This is a genomic window from Humibacter ginsengisoli, assembly GCF_054780095.1.
In genome coordinates, this window is record NZ_BAAGWZ010000012.1 from 155,489 (window position 1) to 175,237 (window position 19,749).

At 67.7% G+C, this 19,749-nt stretch carries 19 protein-coding genes; 2 read left to right on the forward strand and 17 right to left on the reverse strand.

The genetic code is table 11. The annotated features are described in order from the left end of the window. Positions 1 to 306: 306 nt before the first annotated feature. The 8 genes from ACYVI5_RS17765 to ACYVI5_RS17800 all read right to left on the reverse strand — a co-directional run bounded on the left by ACYVI5_RS17765 (position 307) and on the right by ACYVI5_RS17800 (position 5,343). Complete coding sequence (locus ACYVI5_RS17765; protein ID WP_146321257.1) at positions 307 to 594, reverse strand: HU family DNA-binding protein; 288 nt, start codon at positions 592 to 594, stop codon at positions 307 to 309. A 561-nt stretch (positions 595 to 1,155) separates the two neighbouring features. Then, entirely contained in the window at positions 1,156 to 1,461 is a 306-nt protein-coding gene (rpsN, locus tag ACYVI5_RS17770; RefSeq protein WP_460581415.1) for an uS14 family ribosomal protein, read from the reverse strand. A gap of 3 nt (positions 1,462 to 1,464) precedes the next feature. Then, the gene (gene rpmG / locus ACYVI5_RS17775; RefSeq protein WP_146321261.1) at positions 1,465 to 1,632 is read right to left on the reverse strand and encodes a 50S ribosomal protein L33; all 168 of its coding nucleotides are present in this window, start codon (positions 1,630 to 1,632) and stop codon (positions 1,465 to 1,467) included. Further along, positions 1,632 to 1,868, reverse strand: a complete 237-nt coding sequence (gene rpmB, locus ACYVI5_RS17780) for a 50S ribosomal protein L28 (RefSeq protein ID WP_210895839.1) — start codon at positions 1,866 to 1,868, stop codon at positions 1,632 to 1,634. The genes rpmG and rpmB overlap by 1 nt, the downstream gene beginning before the upstream one ends. 230 nt (positions 1,869 to 2,098) lie before the next feature. Further along, positions 2,099 to 2,512 carry a Fur family transcriptional regulator gene (locus tag ACYVI5_RS17785; protein ID WP_460581416.1) on the reverse strand — a complete coding sequence of 138 codons (414 nt, stop codon included), beginning with the start codon at positions 2,510 to 2,512 and terminating at the stop codon, positions 2,099 to 2,101. 25 nt (positions 2,513 to 2,537) lie between these two features. After that, on the reverse strand, positions 2,538 to 3,461 hold the full coding sequence (locus ACYVI5_RS17790; RefSeq protein ID WP_460581417.1) for a metal ABC transporter permease: 924 nt from the start codon (positions 3,459 to 3,461) through the stop codon (positions 2,538 to 2,540). Further along, positions 3,458 to 4,372 carry a metal ABC transporter ATP-binding protein gene (locus tag ACYVI5_RS17795; protein ID WP_460581587.1) on the reverse strand — a complete coding sequence of 305 codons (915 nt, stop codon included), beginning with the start codon at positions 4,370 to 4,372 and terminating at the stop codon, positions 3,458 to 3,460. The genes ACYVI5_RS17790 and ACYVI5_RS17795 overlap by 4 nt, the downstream gene beginning before the upstream one ends. An 11-nt stretch (positions 4,373 to 4,383) precedes the next feature. Then, entirely contained in the window at positions 4,384 to 5,343 is a 960-nt protein-coding gene (locus ACYVI5_RS17800; RefSeq protein WP_460581418.1) for a TroA family protein, read from the reverse strand. Between the two features lie 195 nt (positions 5,344 to 5,538). On the opposite strand from ACYVI5_RS17800, the gene ACYVI5_RS17805 reads away from it, so the two are divergent. Then, on the forward strand, positions 5,539 to 6,483 hold the full coding sequence (locus ACYVI5_RS17805) for a 5'-3' exonuclease (RefSeq protein WP_460581419.1): 945 nt from the start codon (positions 5,539 to 5,541) through the stop codon (positions 6,481 to 6,483). A gap of 107 nt (positions 6,484 to 6,590) precedes the next feature. On the opposite strand, the gene ACYVI5_RS17810 is transcribed toward ACYVI5_RS17805, so the two are convergent. The 8 genes from ACYVI5_RS17810 to ACYVI5_RS17845 form a co-directional block, all read right to left on the reverse strand. Beyond that, a complete protein-coding gene (locus tag ACYVI5_RS17810; protein ID WP_460581420.1) occupies positions 6,591 to 8,777 on the reverse strand; it encodes an ABC transporter ATP-binding protein in 2,187 nt (728 codons plus the stop codon). Positions 8,778 to 8,804: 27 nt separating this feature from the next. After that, the gene (locus ACYVI5_RS17815) at positions 8,805 to 9,737 is read right to left on the reverse strand and encodes an ABC transporter permease (RefSeq protein WP_460581421.1); all 933 of its coding nucleotides are present in this window, start codon (positions 9,735 to 9,737) and stop codon (positions 8,805 to 8,807) included. Then, complete coding sequence (locus ACYVI5_RS17820; protein ID WP_460581422.1) at positions 9,734 to 10,678, reverse strand: ABC transporter permease; 945 nt, start codon at positions 10,676 to 10,678, stop codon at positions 9,734 to 9,736. Before ACYVI5_RS17820 ends, ACYVI5_RS17815 begins: the two co-directional genes overlap by 4 nt. Positions 10,679 to 10,726: 48 nt before the next feature. Next, positions 10,727 to 12,523 (reverse strand): periplasmic substrate-binding domain-containing protein, encoded by a 1,797-nt coding sequence (locus ACYVI5_RS17825; protein WP_460581423.1) that lies wholly within the window; start codon positions 12,521 to 12,523, stop codon positions 10,727 to 10,729. Between the two features lie 371 nt (positions 12,524 to 12,894). Continuing rightward, a complete protein-coding gene (locus tag ACYVI5_RS17830) occupies positions 12,895 to 14,268 on the reverse strand; it encodes a dihydrolipoamide acetyltransferase family protein (RefSeq protein ID WP_460581424.1) in 1,374 nt (457 codons plus the stop codon). A gap of 60 nt (positions 14,269 to 14,328) precedes the next feature. Beyond that, the gene (locus ACYVI5_RS17835) at positions 14,329 to 15,288 is read right to left on the reverse strand and encodes an alpha-ketoacid dehydrogenase subunit beta (RefSeq protein ID WP_460581588.1); all 960 of its coding nucleotides are present in this window, start codon (positions 15,286 to 15,288) and stop codon (positions 14,329 to 14,331) included. A gap of 77 nt (positions 15,289 to 15,365) precedes the next feature. Further along, positions 15,366 to 16,553: a thiamine pyrophosphate-dependent dehydrogenase E1 component subunit alpha gene (locus ACYVI5_RS17840; protein WP_460581425.1), complete on the reverse strand. Its 1,188-nt coding sequence runs from the start codon at positions 16,551 to 16,553 to the stop codon at positions 15,366 to 15,368. Positions 16,554 to 16,558: 5 nt separating this feature from the next. Next, positions 16,559 to 17,665, reverse strand: coding sequence for a histidinol-phosphate transaminase (locus ACYVI5_RS17845; protein ID WP_460581426.1), 1,107 nt, complete (start codon positions 17,663 to 17,665; stop codon positions 16,559 to 16,561). An 82-nt stretch (positions 17,666 to 17,747) separates the two neighbouring features. Here ACYVI5_RS17845 and ACYVI5_RS17850 point away from each other — a divergent pair, with 82 nt between their 5' ends. Next, positions 17,748 to 18,140 carry a phage holin family protein gene (locus ACYVI5_RS17850; RefSeq protein ID WP_460535673.1) on the forward strand — a complete coding sequence of 131 codons (393 nt, stop codon included), beginning with the start codon at positions 17,748 to 17,750 and terminating at the stop codon, positions 18,138 to 18,140. 119 nt (positions 18,141 to 18,259) lie between these two features. On the opposite strand, the gene ACYVI5_RS17855 is transcribed toward ACYVI5_RS17850, so the two are convergent. Further along, positions 18,260 to 19,744 (reverse strand): hypothetical protein, encoded by a 1,485-nt coding sequence (locus tag ACYVI5_RS17855; RefSeq protein WP_460581427.1) that lies wholly within the window; start codon positions 19,742 to 19,744, stop codon positions 18,260 to 18,262. Between the last annotated feature and the right edge of the window lie 5 nt (positions 19,745 to 19,749).

Consider the following 19,749-nt stretch of genomic DNA (forward strand, 5'->3'; position numbering starts at 1 on the left):
CGTTGCAACCTTGACGCCGGGCGAGACCGGATGCTCGTGTGCACTCGCGCACGTCAGCGCGAGCCTGTGGAGGGAAGGCTTCGCACCCGCCCCCTGGCGCCGACCACCCTCATATTGCCGAACCACCCGCAGATGCGCGGAAAAGCGAGGGTGGGCCGGCGACATGCGGGCGGGTCGGCGACATGCGGGCGGGTCGGCGACATGCGGGTGGCTCGGCATGCGGGTGGCTCGCGCAGCGTGTCAGGGAGTTGCGACGGGCATGCGAAAGGGGATGCCGGCGAACCGACATCCCCTTGTCGAGTACGGCTACTTGACGGAAGCCTTGAGCTTGCTGCCCGCGGTCAGCTTGACGCGGTGGCCGGCCGGGATCTTGATCTCGGCGCCGGTCTGCGGGTTGCGGCCCGTACGCGCGGCCGTCGACGTGCGCTCTGCGGCGAGCCAGCCCGGGATGGTGACCTTGCCCCCGCCTGCGACGGTCTCGGCGATGGTCGCGAAGAAAGCGTCGACCACAGCCCCCACGGCGGCCTGGCTCTGACCGGTCGACGCGGCGACCGCCGCCACGAGCTCGGTCTTGTTCAGCGACTTGTCAGCCATTGAGTGTCCTCCTCGGACGTTCTGCTGCTGGGCAGCGTTTTGTTGATGAAGTTCACGGCGATGAGCCGCATGGTGTGGTTCTCGCGAACCGCCCTCAAGGTACCAACAAACCGCGTAATTCCGCGGATTTCCGGGGATTCTGAGGCCAGAACCGGGTGTTTCGGGGCATCCTGCCGCCTCCAGCAAGGGTTATGCACAGAATTCGCCGAGTTATGCACAGGCGACTGAGGCGAGAGCCGGGCGAGCTTGCTCGCTTGGCCGAGCCGATGGAGCCTGTTGAGCGGCGCCAGCCGCGAGCACAGGCGACTGAGGCGAGGCAAGCGAGCTTGCTCGCTTGGCCGAGCCGACTGAGCCTGTTGAGCGGCGCCAGCCGCGAGCACAGGCGATGCGACGGTCCCCCGAAAACAGGCATGATCGCGCTCTCCTCGTGAAGACAGGCAAATTTTGCCTGTTTCCGGGAGATCTGCCTGTTTTCGCAAGGCGGGACTGTTCTCCGGCTCGGTTTGCACATGCAAAAGGGGCGCCGTCCCGAAGGACGACGCCCCTGAGCGCTGCTGGTGCCTACCAGCTGGACTTCGTGATACCGGGCAGCTCGCCACGGTGGGCCATGTCGCGGAAGCGCACGCGCGAGATGCCGAACTTGGTCAGCACGCCACGCGGACGTCCGTCGACGGCGTCGCGGCTGCGCAGACGCACCGGCGACGCGTTGCGCGGAAGCTTCTGCAGGCCGACGCGGGCGGCCTCGCGCTCCTCGTCGCTGGAGTTCGGGTTGATGAGGGCCTTCTTCAGCTCCGCACGCTTCGCGGCGTAACGGTCGACGACCTCCTGGCGCTGCTTGTTGCGCGCGATCTTGCTCTTCTTAGCCATGCTCTACCGCTCCTCGCGGAATTCGACGTGCTTGCGCACGATGGGGTCGTACTTCTTGAGCACGAGACGGTCGGGGTCGTTGCGGCGGTTCTTCTTGGTCACATAGGTGTAACCGGTACCGGCCGTCGAACGAAGCTTGATGATCGGGCGGATGTCCTGCTGCTTGGCCATCAGATCTTCTCCCCACGGGCCAGGATGTCTTTGACGACAGCCTCGATTCCACGAGCGTCGATCACCTTGATGCCCTTAGCGCTGACGTTCAGCGTGACGTTACGGCGCAGGGACGGCACGTAGTACGTCTTCTTCTGCACGTTCGGGTCGAAGCGACGCTTCGTGCGTCGGTGCGAGTGCGAGATGTTGTGTCCGAAACCGGGCACAGCTCCCGTCACCTGGCAGACAGCTGCCATGATTTCCTCCATCAGTACCGAAGGGCCGATGCCCTTCCCAAGATCTCTTGTCGGCGCACACAACGACTCATCGCTTTCGCGAAGAGGGGATTGTGTGTGCGAACTGCGCAGAGGAGCCCGCGCAGACGAAGGACTAGTCTACGCGACACGCCGCATCCACCCAAATCGCGTGCCCCGGGACCAGGCCCCGGTGGATCGACATGACACTCGCGGCGCGAGAGCGCAATCTGTCATGTTGACGGTTCGGATGGCCGCCTGGATGCCTGCGAGCACGTAGCGCAGAGACCGAAGACGTCGACGACGTGGCGGGCATCCGTGAAGCCGTGTTCGGAGGCTACGGACTGCGCCCACTGCTCGACGTCGTCCGCGGCGATCTCGACGGTCAGGCCGCAACGGCGGCAGATCAGGTGGTGGTGGTGACCTGTCGTGGAGCACGCGCGGTAGAGCGCCTCGCCCTCCGGAGACTGCAGCGAGTCCGCATCGCCCTCTGTCGCCAGGTCGGCCAGCGCACGGTAGACGGTCGCCAGGCCGATCGACGATCCGTGGTCGCGCAGCTCGTTGTGCAGGTTCTGCGCGCTGACGAATCCCTCGTTGGAGGCCAGCGCTTCACGCACGGCCTCGCGCTGCCAGGTATTGCGCTTCATGGTCGAACCTCCTCACGCAACCGGATCATCCAGCCGCCTCCGCGGGAACGGGCGCGCGATTCGCCACGCCGGCCGACGGCATCCGTCTGCCGCTGACGCCCCGGCGCTTGCGCGACCACGGGACCCGGCACACCAGGTAGATGAGGAACGAGATCGTGGTGACGTAGGGGCTGATCGGCACGGATCCACCGAGCGCGAGCATGATCCCGCCCACCATCGACACAACGCCGAACGCCACGCTGAGCAGCGGGACCACCAGTGGCGACGACGACACCTTGAGCGCGGCCGCGGCGGGCGTCACCAGGATCGACAGCACCAGCAGGGCGCCGACTATCTGCACCGAGACCGCCACTGCGAGCCCGAGCAGCAGCATGAAGACGATGGAGAGCGTACGGGTCGGCACTCCGCGGGCTGCCGCCACGTCGGCATCCAGGCTGGCGAACGTGAGCGGACGCCACACCACGAGAAGCCCGGCGAGCACGACGATCGAGATCACCAGCAGAGCGCCGATCTGCGGGTTGTCGATCGCGACGATCTGCCCGGTGAGCAGCCCGAACTTGTTGGCCGAGCGTCCCGGATAGAGAGCCAGGCACAGGATGCCCAACCCCAGCCCGAACGGCATCAGCACGGCCGTGATGGAGTTGCGTTCGCGGGCTCGGGACCCGAGCACCCCGATCAGGAGCGCGGCGATCAGCGATCCGACCAGGGATCCTTGCACCACACCGACGCCGAGCAGCAGACCGGCGGATGCCCCGGCGAATGAGAGCTCGCTGATTCCGTGCACCGCGAACGCCATGTCGCGCGACATCACGAACACGCCGATCAGCCCGCCGACGAGGCCCAGCACGGCGCCCGCCAGGATCGAGTTGTGCAGCAGCACGACCAGTTGCCCGTAGTCGGTGAAGTTGAAGATCTGGCTCCACCAACCGGCGGCATCCGCGTGGATCATCGCCCCGCCTCCTCGTACACGTCGTGGTCGTGATCGTCGTGGTGCGGATCGTGATGCTCGTCGTGGTGGGCGTGCGATCCGTCGGGGTGCGCGCCGGGAGCATCCGATGTGCCGACCACGACGATGCGGCCGCGGGTGCGGATGACGTCTACCGGGGAGTCGTACAGCTCGCTGAGCACCTCGCTGCGCAGCACCTGGTCGGGCGTGCCGATGCGGAACTTGCCGCCAGCGAGGTACAGCACGCGATCGACGAGGTCGAGCACCGGGTTCACGTCGTGCGTCACGAAGAGCACGCCGAGCTGGCGCTCCCGCCTGTGCCGGTCGATCAACTCGCTCACCGCGCGCTGATGCGCGATGTCGAGCGAGAGCAGCGGCTCGTCGCAGAGGAGCATCCGCGGGTCGCCTGCGAGGGCCTGCCCCACGCGCAACCTCTGCTGCTCGCCGCCGGAGAGCGTTGCGATCGGCACCTTCGCGTACGCGGCCGCGCCGACGGCATGCAGCAACCCGTCGATGCGTTCGCGCCTGTGTCTCGACGGCCAGGGGACGCCCCATCGGTGGCCGTCCACGCCGAGCCCGATCAGGTCGCGGGCGCGCAGCGGGGTGCCCTCGTCTGCCATCCGCTGCTGCGGAATGTAGCCGATGCGCCGGTTACCGCGGGTCACGGGTTCGCCGAGGAACTCGATCGATCCTGACACGAGCCTCTGCTGCCCGAGGATGACCTTGAGCAGGCTGGTCTTGCCCGATCCGTTCGCGCCGAGCACGGCGATGAACTCGCCGGCGTGCACGTCGAGGTCGAGGCCTGACCACAGCGTGCGCTCGCCGAATCCGAGTGTCGCGTCGCGCAGGCTGAGGACCGTCTCGAGAGATGCGGATGGCGCGGGTTCGTTATCTGCCCGCGCCTCGGCGGCCAGTTCAGAGATGCTCACGATGATGCCTTTCCGAGTGCGGTGCCGATCGCGTCGAGGTTGGCGCGCATCCAGGTGAGATAGGTCTTACCCGCCGGCAGCGTCTCGGCGACGGGCACGAGCGGCACGTCGTTCGCCTTCGCCGCGTCCACCACCTTCTGGGTCTGCGCACCGGCCGTCTGATCGTTGTACGCCAGGAGTGCGACGGAGCGCGAGGAGAAGAGGTCGAGCGTCTGCTGCAGAACGGACGGCGCGACATCCGTGTCGTTCTCGATCGCCTCGCTGAACTTCTCCGGCGTCTTGTTCACGAGCCCGATCGCGTTCAGCATGTACAGCGGCACCGGCTCGGTGATGGCGGCGCCCCTGCCCGCGTACTGGCGCTTCAGCTGCGCCTCCGTGCCTTTCAGCGCCGAGACAGATGCCTCGAATCTCTTCTCGTTCGCCTCGAACGTCGACCGGTCGGCGGGGCGCGCCTTCGCGTAGGCGGTCGCAAGTCGCTGCGCCACCTTGTCGACGGTGGGGAAGTCGTACCAGAGGTGCTCGTTGAACTCGCCGTCGGAGGGATGCTGGTCGTAGCCGGAGAGATCGGCCGCGTTCAGCACGACGGGCTTCGTGCGCAGCGAGGCGAGCATCTCGTCGACGAAGTCGTCGTATCCGCCACCGTTCACGACCACGATCTCGGCTTTCGACAGGGCGAGCTGGTTCTGGCCGCTGGCTTGGTACTCGTGCGGATCCTTGTCGGGGTCGTCGATGATCGACGTCACCTCGACCTTGTCGCCGCCGATCTGCTTCGCGACATCTCCCCACACGTCGGTGGAGGCGACGACGTCGATGCGACCGGATGTGGAACCAGACGCGGGGTCGCCGGATGCCGCTTGCGAGCATCCGGTCAGGGTGCCGGTCGTCAGCGCGGCCACGGCGAGTGTGGCCGCGGCCAGCGTGGTGGATCGGGCAGAGATGAAGGCAAGGCGCTTCATGGAGGTGGGATACCTGTCTAAGTCGCTGTTCCGGTGACGCGCGGAAGGATGTTCACCCACGCTGAGCGATCGATGTCGCGACTGCCGTCGACCGCTTATTGATAATGATACTCAAAAGCAGCAAGACTCGCACGCGATGGATGAACAGCAGAGTGCGCGTGCTCCGCGACGGCATGTGGTGACAGGATCGACACCATGACCGGCCGCCTCATGCTGCTCGACACCGCCTCGCTGTACTTCCGCGCGTTCTACGGAGTGCCGGAGAGCGTGAAGTCGCCCGACGGAATGCCGGTCAACGGCATCCGCGGACTGCTCGACATCATCGCCAAGCTCGTCACCGACTTCGAGCCGACCGCGCTGGTGGCGTGCTGGGACGACGACTGGCGCCCGCGCTGGCGTGTCGACCTCATCCCGTCGTACAAGGCGCACCGTGTCGCCCAGCTCGTGCCGGGCGGCGTCGACGTGGAGGAGACCCCCGCGGGACTCGCGCCGCAGATCCCGGTCATCCGCGACCTGCTCGGCGAACTGGGCATCGCCGTGGTCGGCGCTGCCCAGGCCGAAGCCGACGACGTCATCGGATGCCTCGCCCGCCGTGCGCAGCAACCCGTCGACGTGGTCACGGGCGACCGCGACCTGTTCCAGCTCGTGGACGACGCGAACGGCGTGCGCATCATCTACACGGCGCGCGGCATGAGCAAGCTCGAGCTGGTGACGGATGCCGTCGTCGAGGCGAAGTACGGCATCTCGCCCGGGCAGTACGCGGCGTTCGCTGCCATGCGCGGCGACCCATCCGACGGGCTGCCGGGCGTCGCCGGGATCGGCGAGAAGTCCGCGGCAGGGCTCCTGCGCGAGTTCGGGGATCTCGAGGGCATCCTCGCTGCGGCGAACGACCCGGCTACGCCGATGGGTGCCGGCGTGCGTGCGAAGCTGACGGCATCCACCGAGTATCTCGAGAGGGCCGTCCCCGCCATCGCGGTGGGCGAGCGGGTGGACCTGCCCGTGGTGGACGGCACGCTACGGGCATTGGATGCCGCGCAGCTGGCATCCGTGCACTCCATCGGCGAGCGCTACGGGCTGGGCAGCGCGCTCGACCGCGCGCTGAAGGCGCTGGGCGCCGCGGCCGAGGCCAGCGGGCGCTAGTCGCGAGACCTGCCCCCTGCCTCGTCGCGAAACTAGCTGAACAGGACGAGACCGGGCGCAGTGCGCCTAGTACAAGAGCAAACAGCTAGTCTCACTGACCGGGCCGTTCACGCCCCGGACGCGCCGCCCGCCCTCGCTGAGCCCGTCGTGCGCACCTCGCCGAGCACGGATGTCGGCATGGCGGTCGCCGTGCCGGGCAGCAGCGGGAAGTGGCACGCCACCATGTGCGGCACCGCACCCGGCGGGGCAGGTGTCGGCTCCTGCGAGCTGCCACCGCCGACGCCCAGCAACGGTTCCACCTGGGCGCAGATCTCCTGCGCCATCGGGCAGCGAGTGCGGAACCGGCATCCACTCGGCGGATCGATGGCCGATGGGATCTCGCCACGCACGCCGAGCTCCGCCTTCGCCTTCTCGACGACCGGGTCCGCGATCGGGATGGTGTCGATGAGCCCGCGCGTGTAGTGATGCTGCGGCGACGAGTAGACCGACGCCGCGGGGCCGATCTCGACCAGCTTGCCGAGGTACATCACGGCGATCACGTCGGAGAGGTAGCGCACGACGGAGAGATCGTGGCTGATGAAGAGGTAGGTGAGGCTGCGCTCTTCCTGCAACTCCTTCATGAGGTTCAGCACCTGCGCCTGGATCGAGACGTCGAGTGCCGACACCGGCTCGTCGGCGACGATCAGCCCCGGCTCCAGCGCGAGAGCCCGCGCGAGCCCGATGCGCTGGCGCTGCCCGCCGGAGAACTCGTGCGGGTAGCGCTCGCCGGCGCGGGCAGGCAGACCGACGTCGGCGAGCAGTTCATCCACGCGGCGGTCGCGATCGCGCGACGTGCCGACGTGCTGGATCTCCAGGGGCTCGCGCAGGATCGAGCGAACGCGCATCCGTGGATCCAGAGACGCGTACGAGTCCTGGAACATGAACTGCACGTTGCGCCGCGCCTCTTGCCGGTCGCGGCCGCGCCGCCGGTCGAGTCGCCGCCCGCGGAACAGGATCTCGCCACCGGACGGCGTCTCCAGCCCGACGACAAGGCGACCCAGCGTGGTCTTGCCGCACCCGGACTCCCCGACCAGCCCGACTGTGTGGCCCCGCGGGATCGTGAAGCTGACGTTCGCCACGGCGCTGACCGCACCCACCTTCCTGCGTAGCACGGCGCCCGCTGTGACCGGAAAGTCCTTCACGAGGCCCTTCGCCTGCAACAGAGGCACCCCGTCTTCGGGTATGAAGCGTGTCGGCGCGACCCAGGTGCGGGCATCCGTGTCGGCGGGCTGCAGCGCCGCCGCATGCCTCGCCATGAGCTCGTCGGGCGACGGCAGCGGCTCGGTGCGCGGCACGAAGCATGCGTACTGCTGGATGCCGTCGTCGTGCCTGATGCGGTCGAAGTGCGGCACCTCTGTGCGGCACCGGTCGACGGCGAAACGGCAGCGCGGCGCGAACCGGCACGCGGGCGGCGGGTCGACGAGGTCCGGCGGCAGTCCGGGGATCGAGTAGAGGCGGGCATCCGCTCCCGCGGCGCGCTCTGGCAGCGACTCGAACAGCGCCTCGGTGTAGCGGTGCCGCGGCTCGCGGAACAGCGTGCGAGTACCAGCCGCCTCCGCCACCTTGCCCGCGTACATCACGACGACGCGGTCGGCGCGACCCGCGATCACGCCGAGGTCGTGCGTGACCAGGATGACCGCCATGCCGAAGTCCCGCCGCAACCCGTCGATCAATTCGAGGATCTGCTTCTGCACCGTGACATCGAGCGCCGTCGTCGGCTCGTCCGCGATCAGCAGCTTCGGCCGGCAGATCAGCGCCATCGCTATCATCACGCGCTGCCGCTGTCCTCCGGAGAGCTGGTGCGGGTAGCTCTTCATGCGCCGTTCCGCGTTCGGGATGCCCACCATGCGCAGCATCTCCAGCACCGGTTCGCGCGCCTCGGCTCGCGACATCCCACGGTGCAGCAGCAGCGGTTCGGCCACCTGGTCGCCAATGGTCTGCACCGGGTTGAGGCTCGTCATCGGGTCTTGGAAGATCATGCCGATGTCACCGCCGCGAATCTCCCGCATCGTCGACTCCGGCGCCTTGACGAGCTCGAGCCCGTCGAACAGGATGCTGCCGCCCACGATGTGACCGCCCGGCGGCAACAGTCGCTCGATAGACATCGCGGTCATGGTCTTGCCGCATCCGGACTCGCCGACGAGCCCGACGGTCTGCCCGGCGCCCACGCTGAACGTGACGTCGTCGAGCGCGTGCACGACCGACTTGCTGAGCCGGATGTCCGTGCTCAGCCCGTTGATCTCCAGCAGCGCCATCGGCGCCTCCCCTCTACTCGGCGCGGGTCAACGCCGCTGCAACCGCACCTCGACCGAGTCCCGCAGCCCGTCGCCGACCAGGTTGACCGCCACAACCACGAGGATGATCGCGATGCCGGGCGGGTAGATCAGCCACCAGTAGTTCAGGAAGACGAACTGCGTGCCCTTGCTGAGCATCCCGCCCCAGTCGGTCGCCGGCGGCGAGATGCCGAGGCCGAGGAAGCCGAGGTAGGCGACGAGCAGGATGGCGTCGGCCACCTGGAACGTCGCGTTCACGATGACCGTGCCCACCACGTTCGGCATGATGTGCCTGGTCACGGAGCGCCAGCTCGAGCCGCCCATCACACGCACCGCCTGCACGTACTCCCTCACGCGCAGGGTCAGCGACTCGCCGCGTACGAGTCGCGCGGGAACCAGCCAGGCGGTGAGCCCGATTACCACGATCATCACCGGCAGCGACGGCGTCACGATGGTGACGAGGAACAGCAGCAGGAACAGGATCGGGATGGCGAGGATCGCGTCGACGATGCGCATCATGACGGCATCCACGATTCCGCCGAAGAATCCGGCGATCGCGCCCCAGATGGTGCCGACGATGGTGGCGACGGCTGCGGCAGCGAAGCCCACGATCAGCGAGACCTGGCCGCCGACCATGAGCCGGCCGAGCACGTCGTAGCCCGAGCTGTCGGTGCCGAGCGGATGCCCGGGCCCCGGCGGCAGGTTCGCGTTCAGCAGGTGCACGGTCACCTGGTCTGTCGGGTAGACCAGTGGCCCGACGAAGCAGAACAGTACGGCGAGTGCCACGACGACGATTCCGGCGACGGCGAGGCGGTTCTGCACGAACACCTCGAGGCCGAGGCGGAACATGCTCTTCGGCTTTGTCGAGGTGATCGCGCCGAGCGTCGGCTCCCCGGGAGGCGTAGGGCCGACGTCGGTCTCCAAAGCGAGCGGTCGGGTCATAGTTTCACTCTCGGGTCAACGGCCAGCAGCAGCAGGTCGGCGATGAGGTTGCCGATCACCGTCGCGAAGGCTGTGACGATGACGACGCCGAGCTCCACCGGGTAGTCGGACTGCTGCGCGGCGTTCCAGAACAGCAGCCCCATGCCGGGGAAGTTGAAGATGGACTCCGTGATCAGCGCGCCGGCGAACAACGCGGGCAGTGACAGCCCGAGCAGCGTGATGATCGGGATGAGCGCGTTGCGCAGCACGTGTCCCCACAGCACCCTGGTGCCCGAAGCCCCCTTGGCACGCGCCGTGCGCACGTAGTCCTGATTGATGTTGTCGAGCACGGATGACCGCATGTAGCGGGAGAAGCCCGCGATTCCCAGGAGCGCGAGCGTGACGATGGGCAGGATCATCGCGTCGAACTGCTGGAAGATGGGCCCGACCCCGTCGGACTGCGGCGCCTCGGGCGGGAACCACCCGAGTGTCGATGAGAACACCTCGATCATGATCAGCCCGAGGAAGAACGTCGGCGCCGCATAGAACACGAACGACGCTCCGGTGAGCACGTAGTCGAGGAACCTGTTGCGCCGAACGGCCTGGTAGATGCCGATCGGCACGGCGACGAGCACCGTGAGCGCCAGGGCGAACGCGGCGAGGATGATCGTCTTCGGCAACCGCTCGGCCAGGAGCGACCCCACCGATTGGTTCAGCTTGTACGAGAAGCCGAAATTGCCGGTCAGCCATCCGCCCAGGGTCGTGAAATACTGCACGACGAGCGGCTGGTCCAGACCGTTCTGCTTGTTGAACAGAGCGATCTGGGCCGCCGTCGCGCGTGGCCCCAGGATCGCGCGCGCTGCGCCGCCCGGCAGCGAGTGCAGCAGGATGAACACGATGACGGTCACCACGAACACCACGAGGACGGCCTGGGCTAGACGCCTGAGGGTGTATCCGATCATGATCGTTCACCGCGTCCCGCTAGACCGCCCCCTCCTTCGTGGTGCGGATCAGTAGTGCCATGTCTCCGGCTTGATCGACCCGTACGGGTTGTTCTGGAATCCCTTCAGCCCGCCGGCCACCTCGACGAGCGAGTAGGTGTAGTTGGGCTGGTAGATCACCGGAACGTTCTTCGCCATGAAGTCCTCGTACGCGTGCAGCACGGCATCCCCGCTCTGCACGTTCGTGGCCTCGATCAGCTTGTCCAGCGTGGAGTTGGAGTAGCTGCCCGAGTTCGACCCGGCGCCGGTGGCGAACAGCAGTTCGCCGGTCGGGTAGTAGTCGGGCGCGTACACCCAGCCGCCGCCCCAGTTGCCCATCTGCCAGGTGCAGGTCGGTCCGGAGCACGGCACCGCGGTGGAGGTCACCGAGTTGAACGGCTCCGACTTGAGGTTGAGCGTGATGCCCACCTGGGCTGCGTTGGATTTCAGCGACGCCATGGCCGTGTCGATGGTCGCGTTGCCGCTGGCGTACGGCAGGTTGAACGTGAGTGCCGCGCCGGCGGGGATGCCCGCGCCGCAGTCACCCTTCGCGGTGCCCGGCTTTGTGCAGGTGGTCTTGCCGTTCTTCACGACGTTCCAGCCGTTGTCGGTGAGGTATTTCTTCGCGCTGGGGATGCTGAACGGGTACGGGTTGGACTTCTCCGTGGAGGAGACCAGCGAACTCGACGGGAACAACGGCACCGGACCGTAGGTCGGAAGGCCGTAGCCCTTGGCCGTGGACTTGATGATGCCTTCCTGGTCGACCAGGGACTGGAACGCCTGACGGAAGTAGAGCTGCTTGAAGATCGGGCCCACCGTCGGGTTGTTGTAGTTGATCGGGAAGTAGTTGAACCCGTAGAGGAACCACGGCACAAGGTTGTAGTTCTTGCTCAGCGGGTTCGGGCCGCCCACGTTGGGTGCGGTGTTCGCCGGCTTCACCTGACTGATGTCCTGCGTCGGGATGTAGCCGACGTCGAGGGTGCTTCCGGACCGCAGCACGCTGAACTCGGACGAGTCAGTGGTGAACGGCACCATCTTGAACTGCTTCACCTGCGCCTTGACCGGGCCGGAGTACTTCGGGTTCGGCACGAACGTGACGTGACCGTCCGAGTTGAAGCTGGAAAGCTTCCACGGGCCGTCCACGACAGACCAGATCGGACTACTGGCGTACGTCGGCAGATCCTTGCTCTGCGCGGTCAGGTAGGCGAAGACCGCCGCGCATCCGCTCTCGTTCGTCGAGCAGTCGCCCTTCGCCGTGGCACTCGTCATGTCCCATGCCTCGGGCATGGGCGTGATCTGGCTGAGCTGGTTCAGCAGGAACCACTGCTGGCTGTACGCCTTGTCGGTCGTGAGCACGACCGTCGAGCTGTCCGGCGTGGTCGCCGACACGATGTTGTCGGGGAACTGGCCAGGAGCGTAACCGGCGTAGTTCGCCTTCTCCGCCTTGGCCATGTTGATCCAGAACATCACGTCCTGAGCCGTCACGCTCTCGCCGTTGGACCACTTGTACGGGTTCAGCTTGATGGTGATCGTCTTGCCGCCGTTGCTGTAGACCGGCTTCTTGGCCAGGCTCAGCGAGTAGTCGACACCCGTCTTTCCGTTGTCTCCGTACCAGTACAGCGTTCGGTACATCATCAACTGCATCTCGGAGTTCGTCACGGAGAAGTCCGCGATCGGTGAGAACGGCCAGATCCAGTTCGGAACGGTCGCGGGAGGCAGCGCCCACGAGATCGTGTCCGATGACTTGCCCGGCGCGTTCCCGCTCGCCGACTTCGGCGACGACGAGCCGGACGAGCATCCGACCAGGATCATGGAGACGGCTGACATCAGAACTCCTGCGAATAGAAGTCGGCGCCGCGCGCCCGATTGTCGAAGATTCATTGCTATGGCCTCCCGCCAATGCGTGCGCGATCCGCGTCTTTGCTCTTATTCGCGCAACTTCTCTTCTCAGAGTGCGAACCGGAACGTGGGAATCGGCTGGAAGGCAGATTTCATTTCAGGGCATGTGTCTGCACGCGTGCTCAGGCGCGCGGCCGGGCCGCCGCTGACCCGCCGCTGACTCGCCGTCGGCCCGCCGCCGGCCCGCGACACTAGCTGTTTGCGACGACACTAGGTGCATGGCGGCCAGTGTCAGCGCAAACACCTAGTGTCGGTGCCCGGGCTGGGCGTGGGCCGGCTCCGTCAATCCGGGCCGAGGCTCAATCGAGAAGGAGCGCCGGCTCCTCGATGATCGCGGCGACATCCGCGAGGAAGCGGCTGGCGACATCCCCGTCGACGACCCGGTGATCGAAGGATGCTCCCAGTGTGGTGACGAAGCGCGGGCGCACCTCGCCGTCGACCACCCACGGCTTCTGCTTGATCGTTCCGAGCGCCACGATCGCCACCTCGCCCGGGTTGAGGATGGGCGTTCCGGTGTCCATGCCGAAGACCCCGATGTTCGTGACGGTGATGGTGCCGCCGGCCATCTCGGCGGGCTGCGTCTTGCCGTCGCGGGCCGTGATGGTGAGCTGCTCAAGCGCGCCGGCCAGCTCGAGAAGGCTCATCGACTGCACCTCTTTCACGTTCGGCACAATGAGGCCGCGCGGGGTCGCCGCGGCCACGCCGAGGTTGACGAAGTGGTGCACGATGATCTCTTCATCGGTCCACGTCGAGTTCACGGTCGGGTTGCGGCGCACCGCCCAGATGATCGCCTTCGCCATGATCAAGAGCGGTGACACCTTCACACCGGCGAAGTCGGGCGACTTCTTCAGCCGCTGCACGAACTCCATGGTGCGCGTGGCATCCACGTCGACGAAGAGGCTCACGTGCGGAGCCGTGAACGCGCTGGCGACCATCGCTCCGGCGATCGCCTTGCGCACGCCCTTGACCGGAATGCGGTCCTCGCGGGCATCCGGCCACTCCGGGGTCTGGATGTTGCGGAACACGCTCGCCTGGCTGGCCTGCCTGATGACGTCGTCGCGCGTGATCTCGCCGGCGATTCCGGTGCCGGCGACCTGGGCGAGGTCGACGCCGAGGTCTTTGGCGAGCTTGCGGATCGGCGGCTTCGCGACGACGGGGACAGCGCGGGCTGCCGGTACGAGATCTTCCGCGGCAGGAACGTGGCGACCCTCGGGCACCGGACGCTGGCTGCGTCGCCGGCTCGCACCGTGGCCCGCCGACCCGTATCCGACGAGCACGGCGCCGGGCTTCGGTTCGTCGCCGTCGCGCTCGATGAGTGCCGACGCATCGGCGCCGGCAGCGGCATCCTGCTCCAGCTCGCTCTCGTCCACCTCGATGACGTTGTCGAGGCCTTCGGCGCTCTCCACCACGCCAGAGACGGTGCCGCCCGTCATGCCCGCGCCGACGATGATGATCGGCGCGCCGACCTCGACGGTGTCGCCCTCGTTGACGAGCAGGCGGTCGACGACGCCCTCGAACGGCGAGGGCAGTTCGACGAGCGACTTCGCGGTCTCGATCTCGCACAGCACGTCGTTGACGTGCACGGTGTCACCCGCGGCGACCTTCCACGACACGATCTCGGCCTCGGTCAGGCCCTCACCGACGTCCGGCAGCAGGAACTCGGACTCACTCATGGATTCTCCTTGTGCGGATGTTTCGAGGCGTCGGCTTCGCGTGAGCGCAGCGGATGCCGGTCAGTACGCGAGTGCGCGGTCGACGGCCTCGAGCACACGGTCGGCGTCGGGCAGGTAGGAGTCTTCAAGCTTGGCGGGCGGGAACGGCGTGTCGAAGCCGGAGACGCGGAGCACCGGAGCCTCGAGCGAGTAGAACGCCTTCTCGGCCACGGTCGCGGCGATCTCGCTGCCGAGGCTGGCGAAACCGGGGGCCTCCTGCGCCACGACGAGACGGCCGGTCTTGCGCACGGAGCCGAGCAGCGGACCGAAGTCGATCGGGGAGAGCGAGCGAAGGTCGACGACCTCCACGCTCGTTCCCTCGTCTGCGGCGATCTCGGCCGCACGGAGCAGCACGCTGACCATCGCGCCGTGGCCCACGAGCGTGACATCCGTTCCGGTGCGAACCACGCGGCTGGCGTGCAGCGGGACGGCGCTCGCGGAGAAGTCCACCTCACCCTTCGGCCAGTACCGGCTCTTCGGCTCGAGGAAGATCACCGGATCGTCCGAGCGGCAGGCCTCCTGGATCATCCAGTAGGCGTCGTTCGGTGTCGAGGGGCTCACCACTCTTAGCCCTGGGGTGTGCGCGAAGTAGGCCTCGGGGCTCTCCTGGTGGTGCTCGACCGCACCGATGTGGCCGCCGTAGGGGATGCGGATCACCACGGGCATGCGTATCGCACCTTCATGCCGTGCGGTGAGCTTGGCCAGCTGGGTGGTGATCTGGTCGAAGGCGGGGAAGACGAATCCGTCGAACTGGATCTCGCACACAGGCCGGTAGCCGCGCATCGCGAGCCCGATGGCGGTGCCTACGATGCCGGACTCGGCCAGCGGCGTGTCGATCACGCGCTGCGCACCGAACTCCGCCTGCAGTCCCTCGGTGATGCGGAACACGCCGCCGAGCGGCCCGATGTCCTCGCCCATGAGCATGACCTTGGGGTCGTCGGCGAGCGCCTGTCGCAGTCCGGCGTTCAGTGCCTTCGCCATCGGCAGGCTCTCGATGCCGGTGCGGAAGGGCGCATGCGCGGATGCCTGCGGCACGGCATCCGCGGTCCTCACGTCGCTCACGCGGTCACCCCCTGTTTGCGACCCTGCTCGGGCTCGGGCACCGCGAAGGACTTCTCGTACCGCTCGAGCCACGCCTGCTGTTCGACGACGCCGGCGTGCGGCTCGGAATAGACGTGTTCGAACGCGACCTCCGCCGTCGGTGCCGTGAGCTCGAGTGTGCGACGGCGCACATCGGCCGCATAGTCGGCGGCCTCCTCGTCGACGCCATCGAACCAGTCGTCGCCGACGCCACGGCCGGCGAGAAACGTTCGCAGACGCACGATCGGGTCGCGGCCCCGCCAGTGCTCGTCTTCGTCGGCGGAGCGGTACCTCGTGGGGTCGTCGCTGGTGGTGTGGGCGCCCATGCGGTAGGTCACGGCTTCGATCAGGCTCGGTCCGTGGCCGCCGCGTGCTTCGTCGAGCTGCTTGGCGCTGACGATGTAGCTGGCCAGCACGTCGTTGCCGTCCAACTGCACGCCGGGGATCCCGAAACCGCTGGAGCGTAGGTACAGCGGGGTGCGGGCTTGCGTCTTGACCGGCACCGAGATGGCCCACTGGTTGTTCTGCAGGAAGAACACCTGCGGGGTCTGGAAGCTCGCGGCGAAGACGAACGACTCGCTGACGTCGCCCTCGGAGCTGGCGCCGTCGCCGAAGTAGACCATGACAGCTTGATCGGATGCGTTGTCCCCGGTTCCCGAGGCGCCGTCGAACTTCACGCCCATCGCGAAGCCCGTCGCGTGCAGCACCTGGGTGCCGAGCACGAGTGTGTAGATGCGCACGTTGCCGTTCTTCGGATCCGTCGGATCCCAGCCTCTGTTCGTGACACCGCGCATCACCCGGATGATCTCCAGCGGGTCGACGCCGCGGATCATCGTCACAGCGTGCTCGCGATAGGACGGGAAGATGGTGTCCTGCGGCGCTGCCGCGTGGGCGGAACCCACCTGCGCGGCCTCCTGCCCGCTGCTCGGCGGCCATAGGGCGAGCTGGCCCTGCCGCTGCAGGTTGGTGGCTTCGGTGTCGAACCGGCGCACCACGACCATGTCGCGGTAGAAGCGGCGAAAGTCGTCGTCGGTGAGCCGGTCGAAGTAGGGCAGGAACTCGGCGGCGGCATCCGTCGGCTCGAAACGGCCGTCTTCGGTCAGTACCTGCACCGTCGCCGCGGAGAGCCCGGTCGACGACGCGAATCGGTCGTTCGTGGCAGACATCCTCACTAACCTAACTGCTCGGCAGGAGGGCTCTTCCGTAGGTGTTCGACAAGCTCTTCCGTGATCTTTAGAACGCGGTCGACAGATTCCTCCTCGCCTACGCCGACACGGATGCCGTCGGGCACGAACCCGCGCACGGCCAGCCCCGCGTCGAAGAAGCGGTCGATGCAGAGCGCGGTGTGCTCGCCGGTGGGGAGCCAGACGAAGTTGCCCTGGGCGTCCGGGATGTCCCAGCCCTGGTGCAGGAGCGCGTCCCGCAACCGCGCTCGACGCTCGGCGATGACGGCGACGCGCTGGAGCAGCTCATCCTCGCGCTCGAGCGACGCGAGCGCCGCCGCCTGGGCCGTGTCGGTGACGCTCATCGGGATGGCCGTGGATCGCGCCGCGTTCAGCAGCCGCTCGGGGCCGACCGCGTAGCCGATGCGCAGTCCGGCGAGGCCGTACGCCTTGGAGAACGTGCGCAGCACGACGAGGTTGGGGTAGCGGCCCACGAGCGTGCGCCCGTCCACGTGCCTCGGGTCGGTGATGAACTCCACATACGCCTCGTCGAGCAGCACCAGGCGGTCGGTGGGCACGGCCGCCATGAACCGCTCGAACTCCTCGGCTGTGACGATCGGCCCGGTCGGGTTGTTCGGCGTGCAGACGATGATGACGCGCGTGCGATCGCTGATGGCTGCGACCATGCCGTCGAGGTCGTGGCGGGCATCCGGAAGCAGCGGGACGGTGACGCTGGATGCCCCCGAGACGGTCACGAGGCCCGGGTACGCCTCGAACGACCGCCACGCGTACAGCACCTCGTCACCGGGGCCTGCGGCGGCGTTGATGAACTGCGAGATCAGCGCAACGGATCCGGCACCCAGGTGCACCTCGGCGGTTCCGACACCGAACCGTTCGGCCAGCTTGTCCCGGAGGGCGAGGGCTGCGCCGTCGGGGTAGCGATTCAGCGTGCTCGCTGCGGCGACGGCATCGAGCACACCGGGAAGCGGGTGGAACGGATTCTCGTTGCTCGAGAGCTTGAACCCGTCGGCCGGAGGGACACGGCCCTGTTTGTAGGCAGCGAGGCTGGCGATCTCGGGGCGCAACAGCACCCGCTCGACGTTCTGGGCATCCACAGGGCCAACTTACCGTCGGCATCTGCACGCGCGATGGGCGGGGAGGGTATCGCGGACCGCCGCGACCTGGAACACTGTGCGGATGAGGTTTCTGCTGAAACTGATCATCAACGCATTCGCGCTCTGGGTGACCACCCTGATCGTGAGCGGGGTGACGGTGAAGTCCTACGACCCGATCGGCGGCAACTTTCCGCTCATCCTCACCTATCTGCTGATCGCGCTGATCTTCGGCATAGTGAACGGGATCGTCGGAACGGTCATCCGCATCGTGGCCTTCCCGCTCTACGTGCTCACGCTCGGTCTTATCTCCCTGATCGTCAACGGCCTGCTGCTGCTCATCGTGTCGTGGATCAGCGACGCGATGGGCTTCGGCCTGCACGTGGACGGGTTCTGGAACGGCGTCTGGGCCGCCCTGATCCTGGCGATCATCAGCTGGCTGCTGGGACTCATCTTCCGCCCGGTGATGCGGCGGTGACTGGACACGCGGCGACGGTGATCGTGGCCGCCTGAGCCTGGGCCCGAACGCCGGAGGCTCCTCGCGCCGCGAAGCGGCGTGTGGAGGGGTGTTAGGGACCGGCCCTGTGTGCGGCTTTCTCACCACGACCTCCCACCGCCCCCACGGCCTGCCGCTCGGGGGACGACCCGATCGCCGCGGAAGAGCTCGGCGTCGCCGGGGCCGCCCGTCGGGAGCCTGGACAACGCGGCGGCCAGTCGCGGGTCGGCGGCGGCATCCATCTTGTGCGCCGTGGCCGCGTACTCGTTCATCAGGTGCGCGTCGATCGGCGAGGAGTCCGGCGGCACGTCGCCGCTGAACGTCTGTCGCGTGACGACGATGCGGTCGCCTCCGCCCCGGTCGTCGGCGCGCGGGATGCCGCCGAGCGCCGGAACGAGGTCGTCCGTGTGTTCGACGGCGACGTCGATGGTGGTCGACGCGACGTCCACACCCGCGGTGGGGGAGCCGAACGTCACGAGTGCCGGGATGTCGTAGTCACCGGACGTCGCGATCGAGGTGGCCACGATGCCGCCCTGCGAATACCCGACGGGGATGACGGTGTCGCCCGGGCGGATGCCCGCCTGCTGCATCGCCAACTCCGTCGCGCGCAGCGACCCCGGGTCGAGCCGGGCCACGCCGTTCAGATCGCTGGTCATGTCGAATGGCTCGCCGCCGGCGACAGGGCTGGTGTCGATTGTTCCGCCGGCGTACACGACGTAGCTCTGCTTGTCGCCGTCGCCCGGGTAGCGTTCCACGCGCACCTGCGGCGAGTCGCTGCGGGACGGCGGGATGCGCGCGGCCAGGTCGGCGAATCCGGAGGGCGGGGCGACGGTGCTCGACGAGGTGCGCTCCACGTTCACCGGTGTCTCCTTGAAGGCACCGACGGTGCGTCCGGCTCCGACTATGACCGAGCTGCCCCCGCGCAGGCCGAACGCGCCCGTTCCGCGATCGTCGACGAGCGCAGCGAACGGCAGCGGCAGGCCGGCGGTGCCGAGCATCGCGTCGTCGGCCGCCGAGACGGCGAACCGGATCGCGGACACCACCCGCGGGTCGCGGAGCAGACTCGCCTTCGACCCGGCCGCATGGCCGAGGTTCTTGAGGAACGTCTGGGGCGAGCCTGCAACCAGGCTGCCGATGCTGAGGGCGGCAGCGAACGTGGCGAGCAGTTCGGGCAATGCGAGCATCGCGGCGAGGGCCGCCAGCGGCGCCAGCCGGCCGAGCGTCCACCCCGCGACCGTGCTGAGGTCGGCGATGCGGGCATCCGCGTTGCGATCGGCGGCGTCGTACTGCCCGGCGGCCTCGAGCAGCCCTTCGGCGAGACGCTTCGACTGCGAGGCTGCGGTGCGGATGCCGGTGGCCGCCACCTGCGCAAGCCGCGCGGCATCCTGCACCGCGATCGTCACCAGGGTGGTTCCCGGAGGAAGGTCCGACCCGAGCGCGAGCGCCGGGCGCAACGCATACGCGAGCTCGTCGAGGGTGCCGCTCAGCGAGGCGAGAGAGGCGCGGGCGACCAGCAGGGCATCCGAGGTGACCTCCGTGCTGCCGCCGGAGATGGTGATGTCGGAGACGGTGACGTCGTCGGACATGCGCC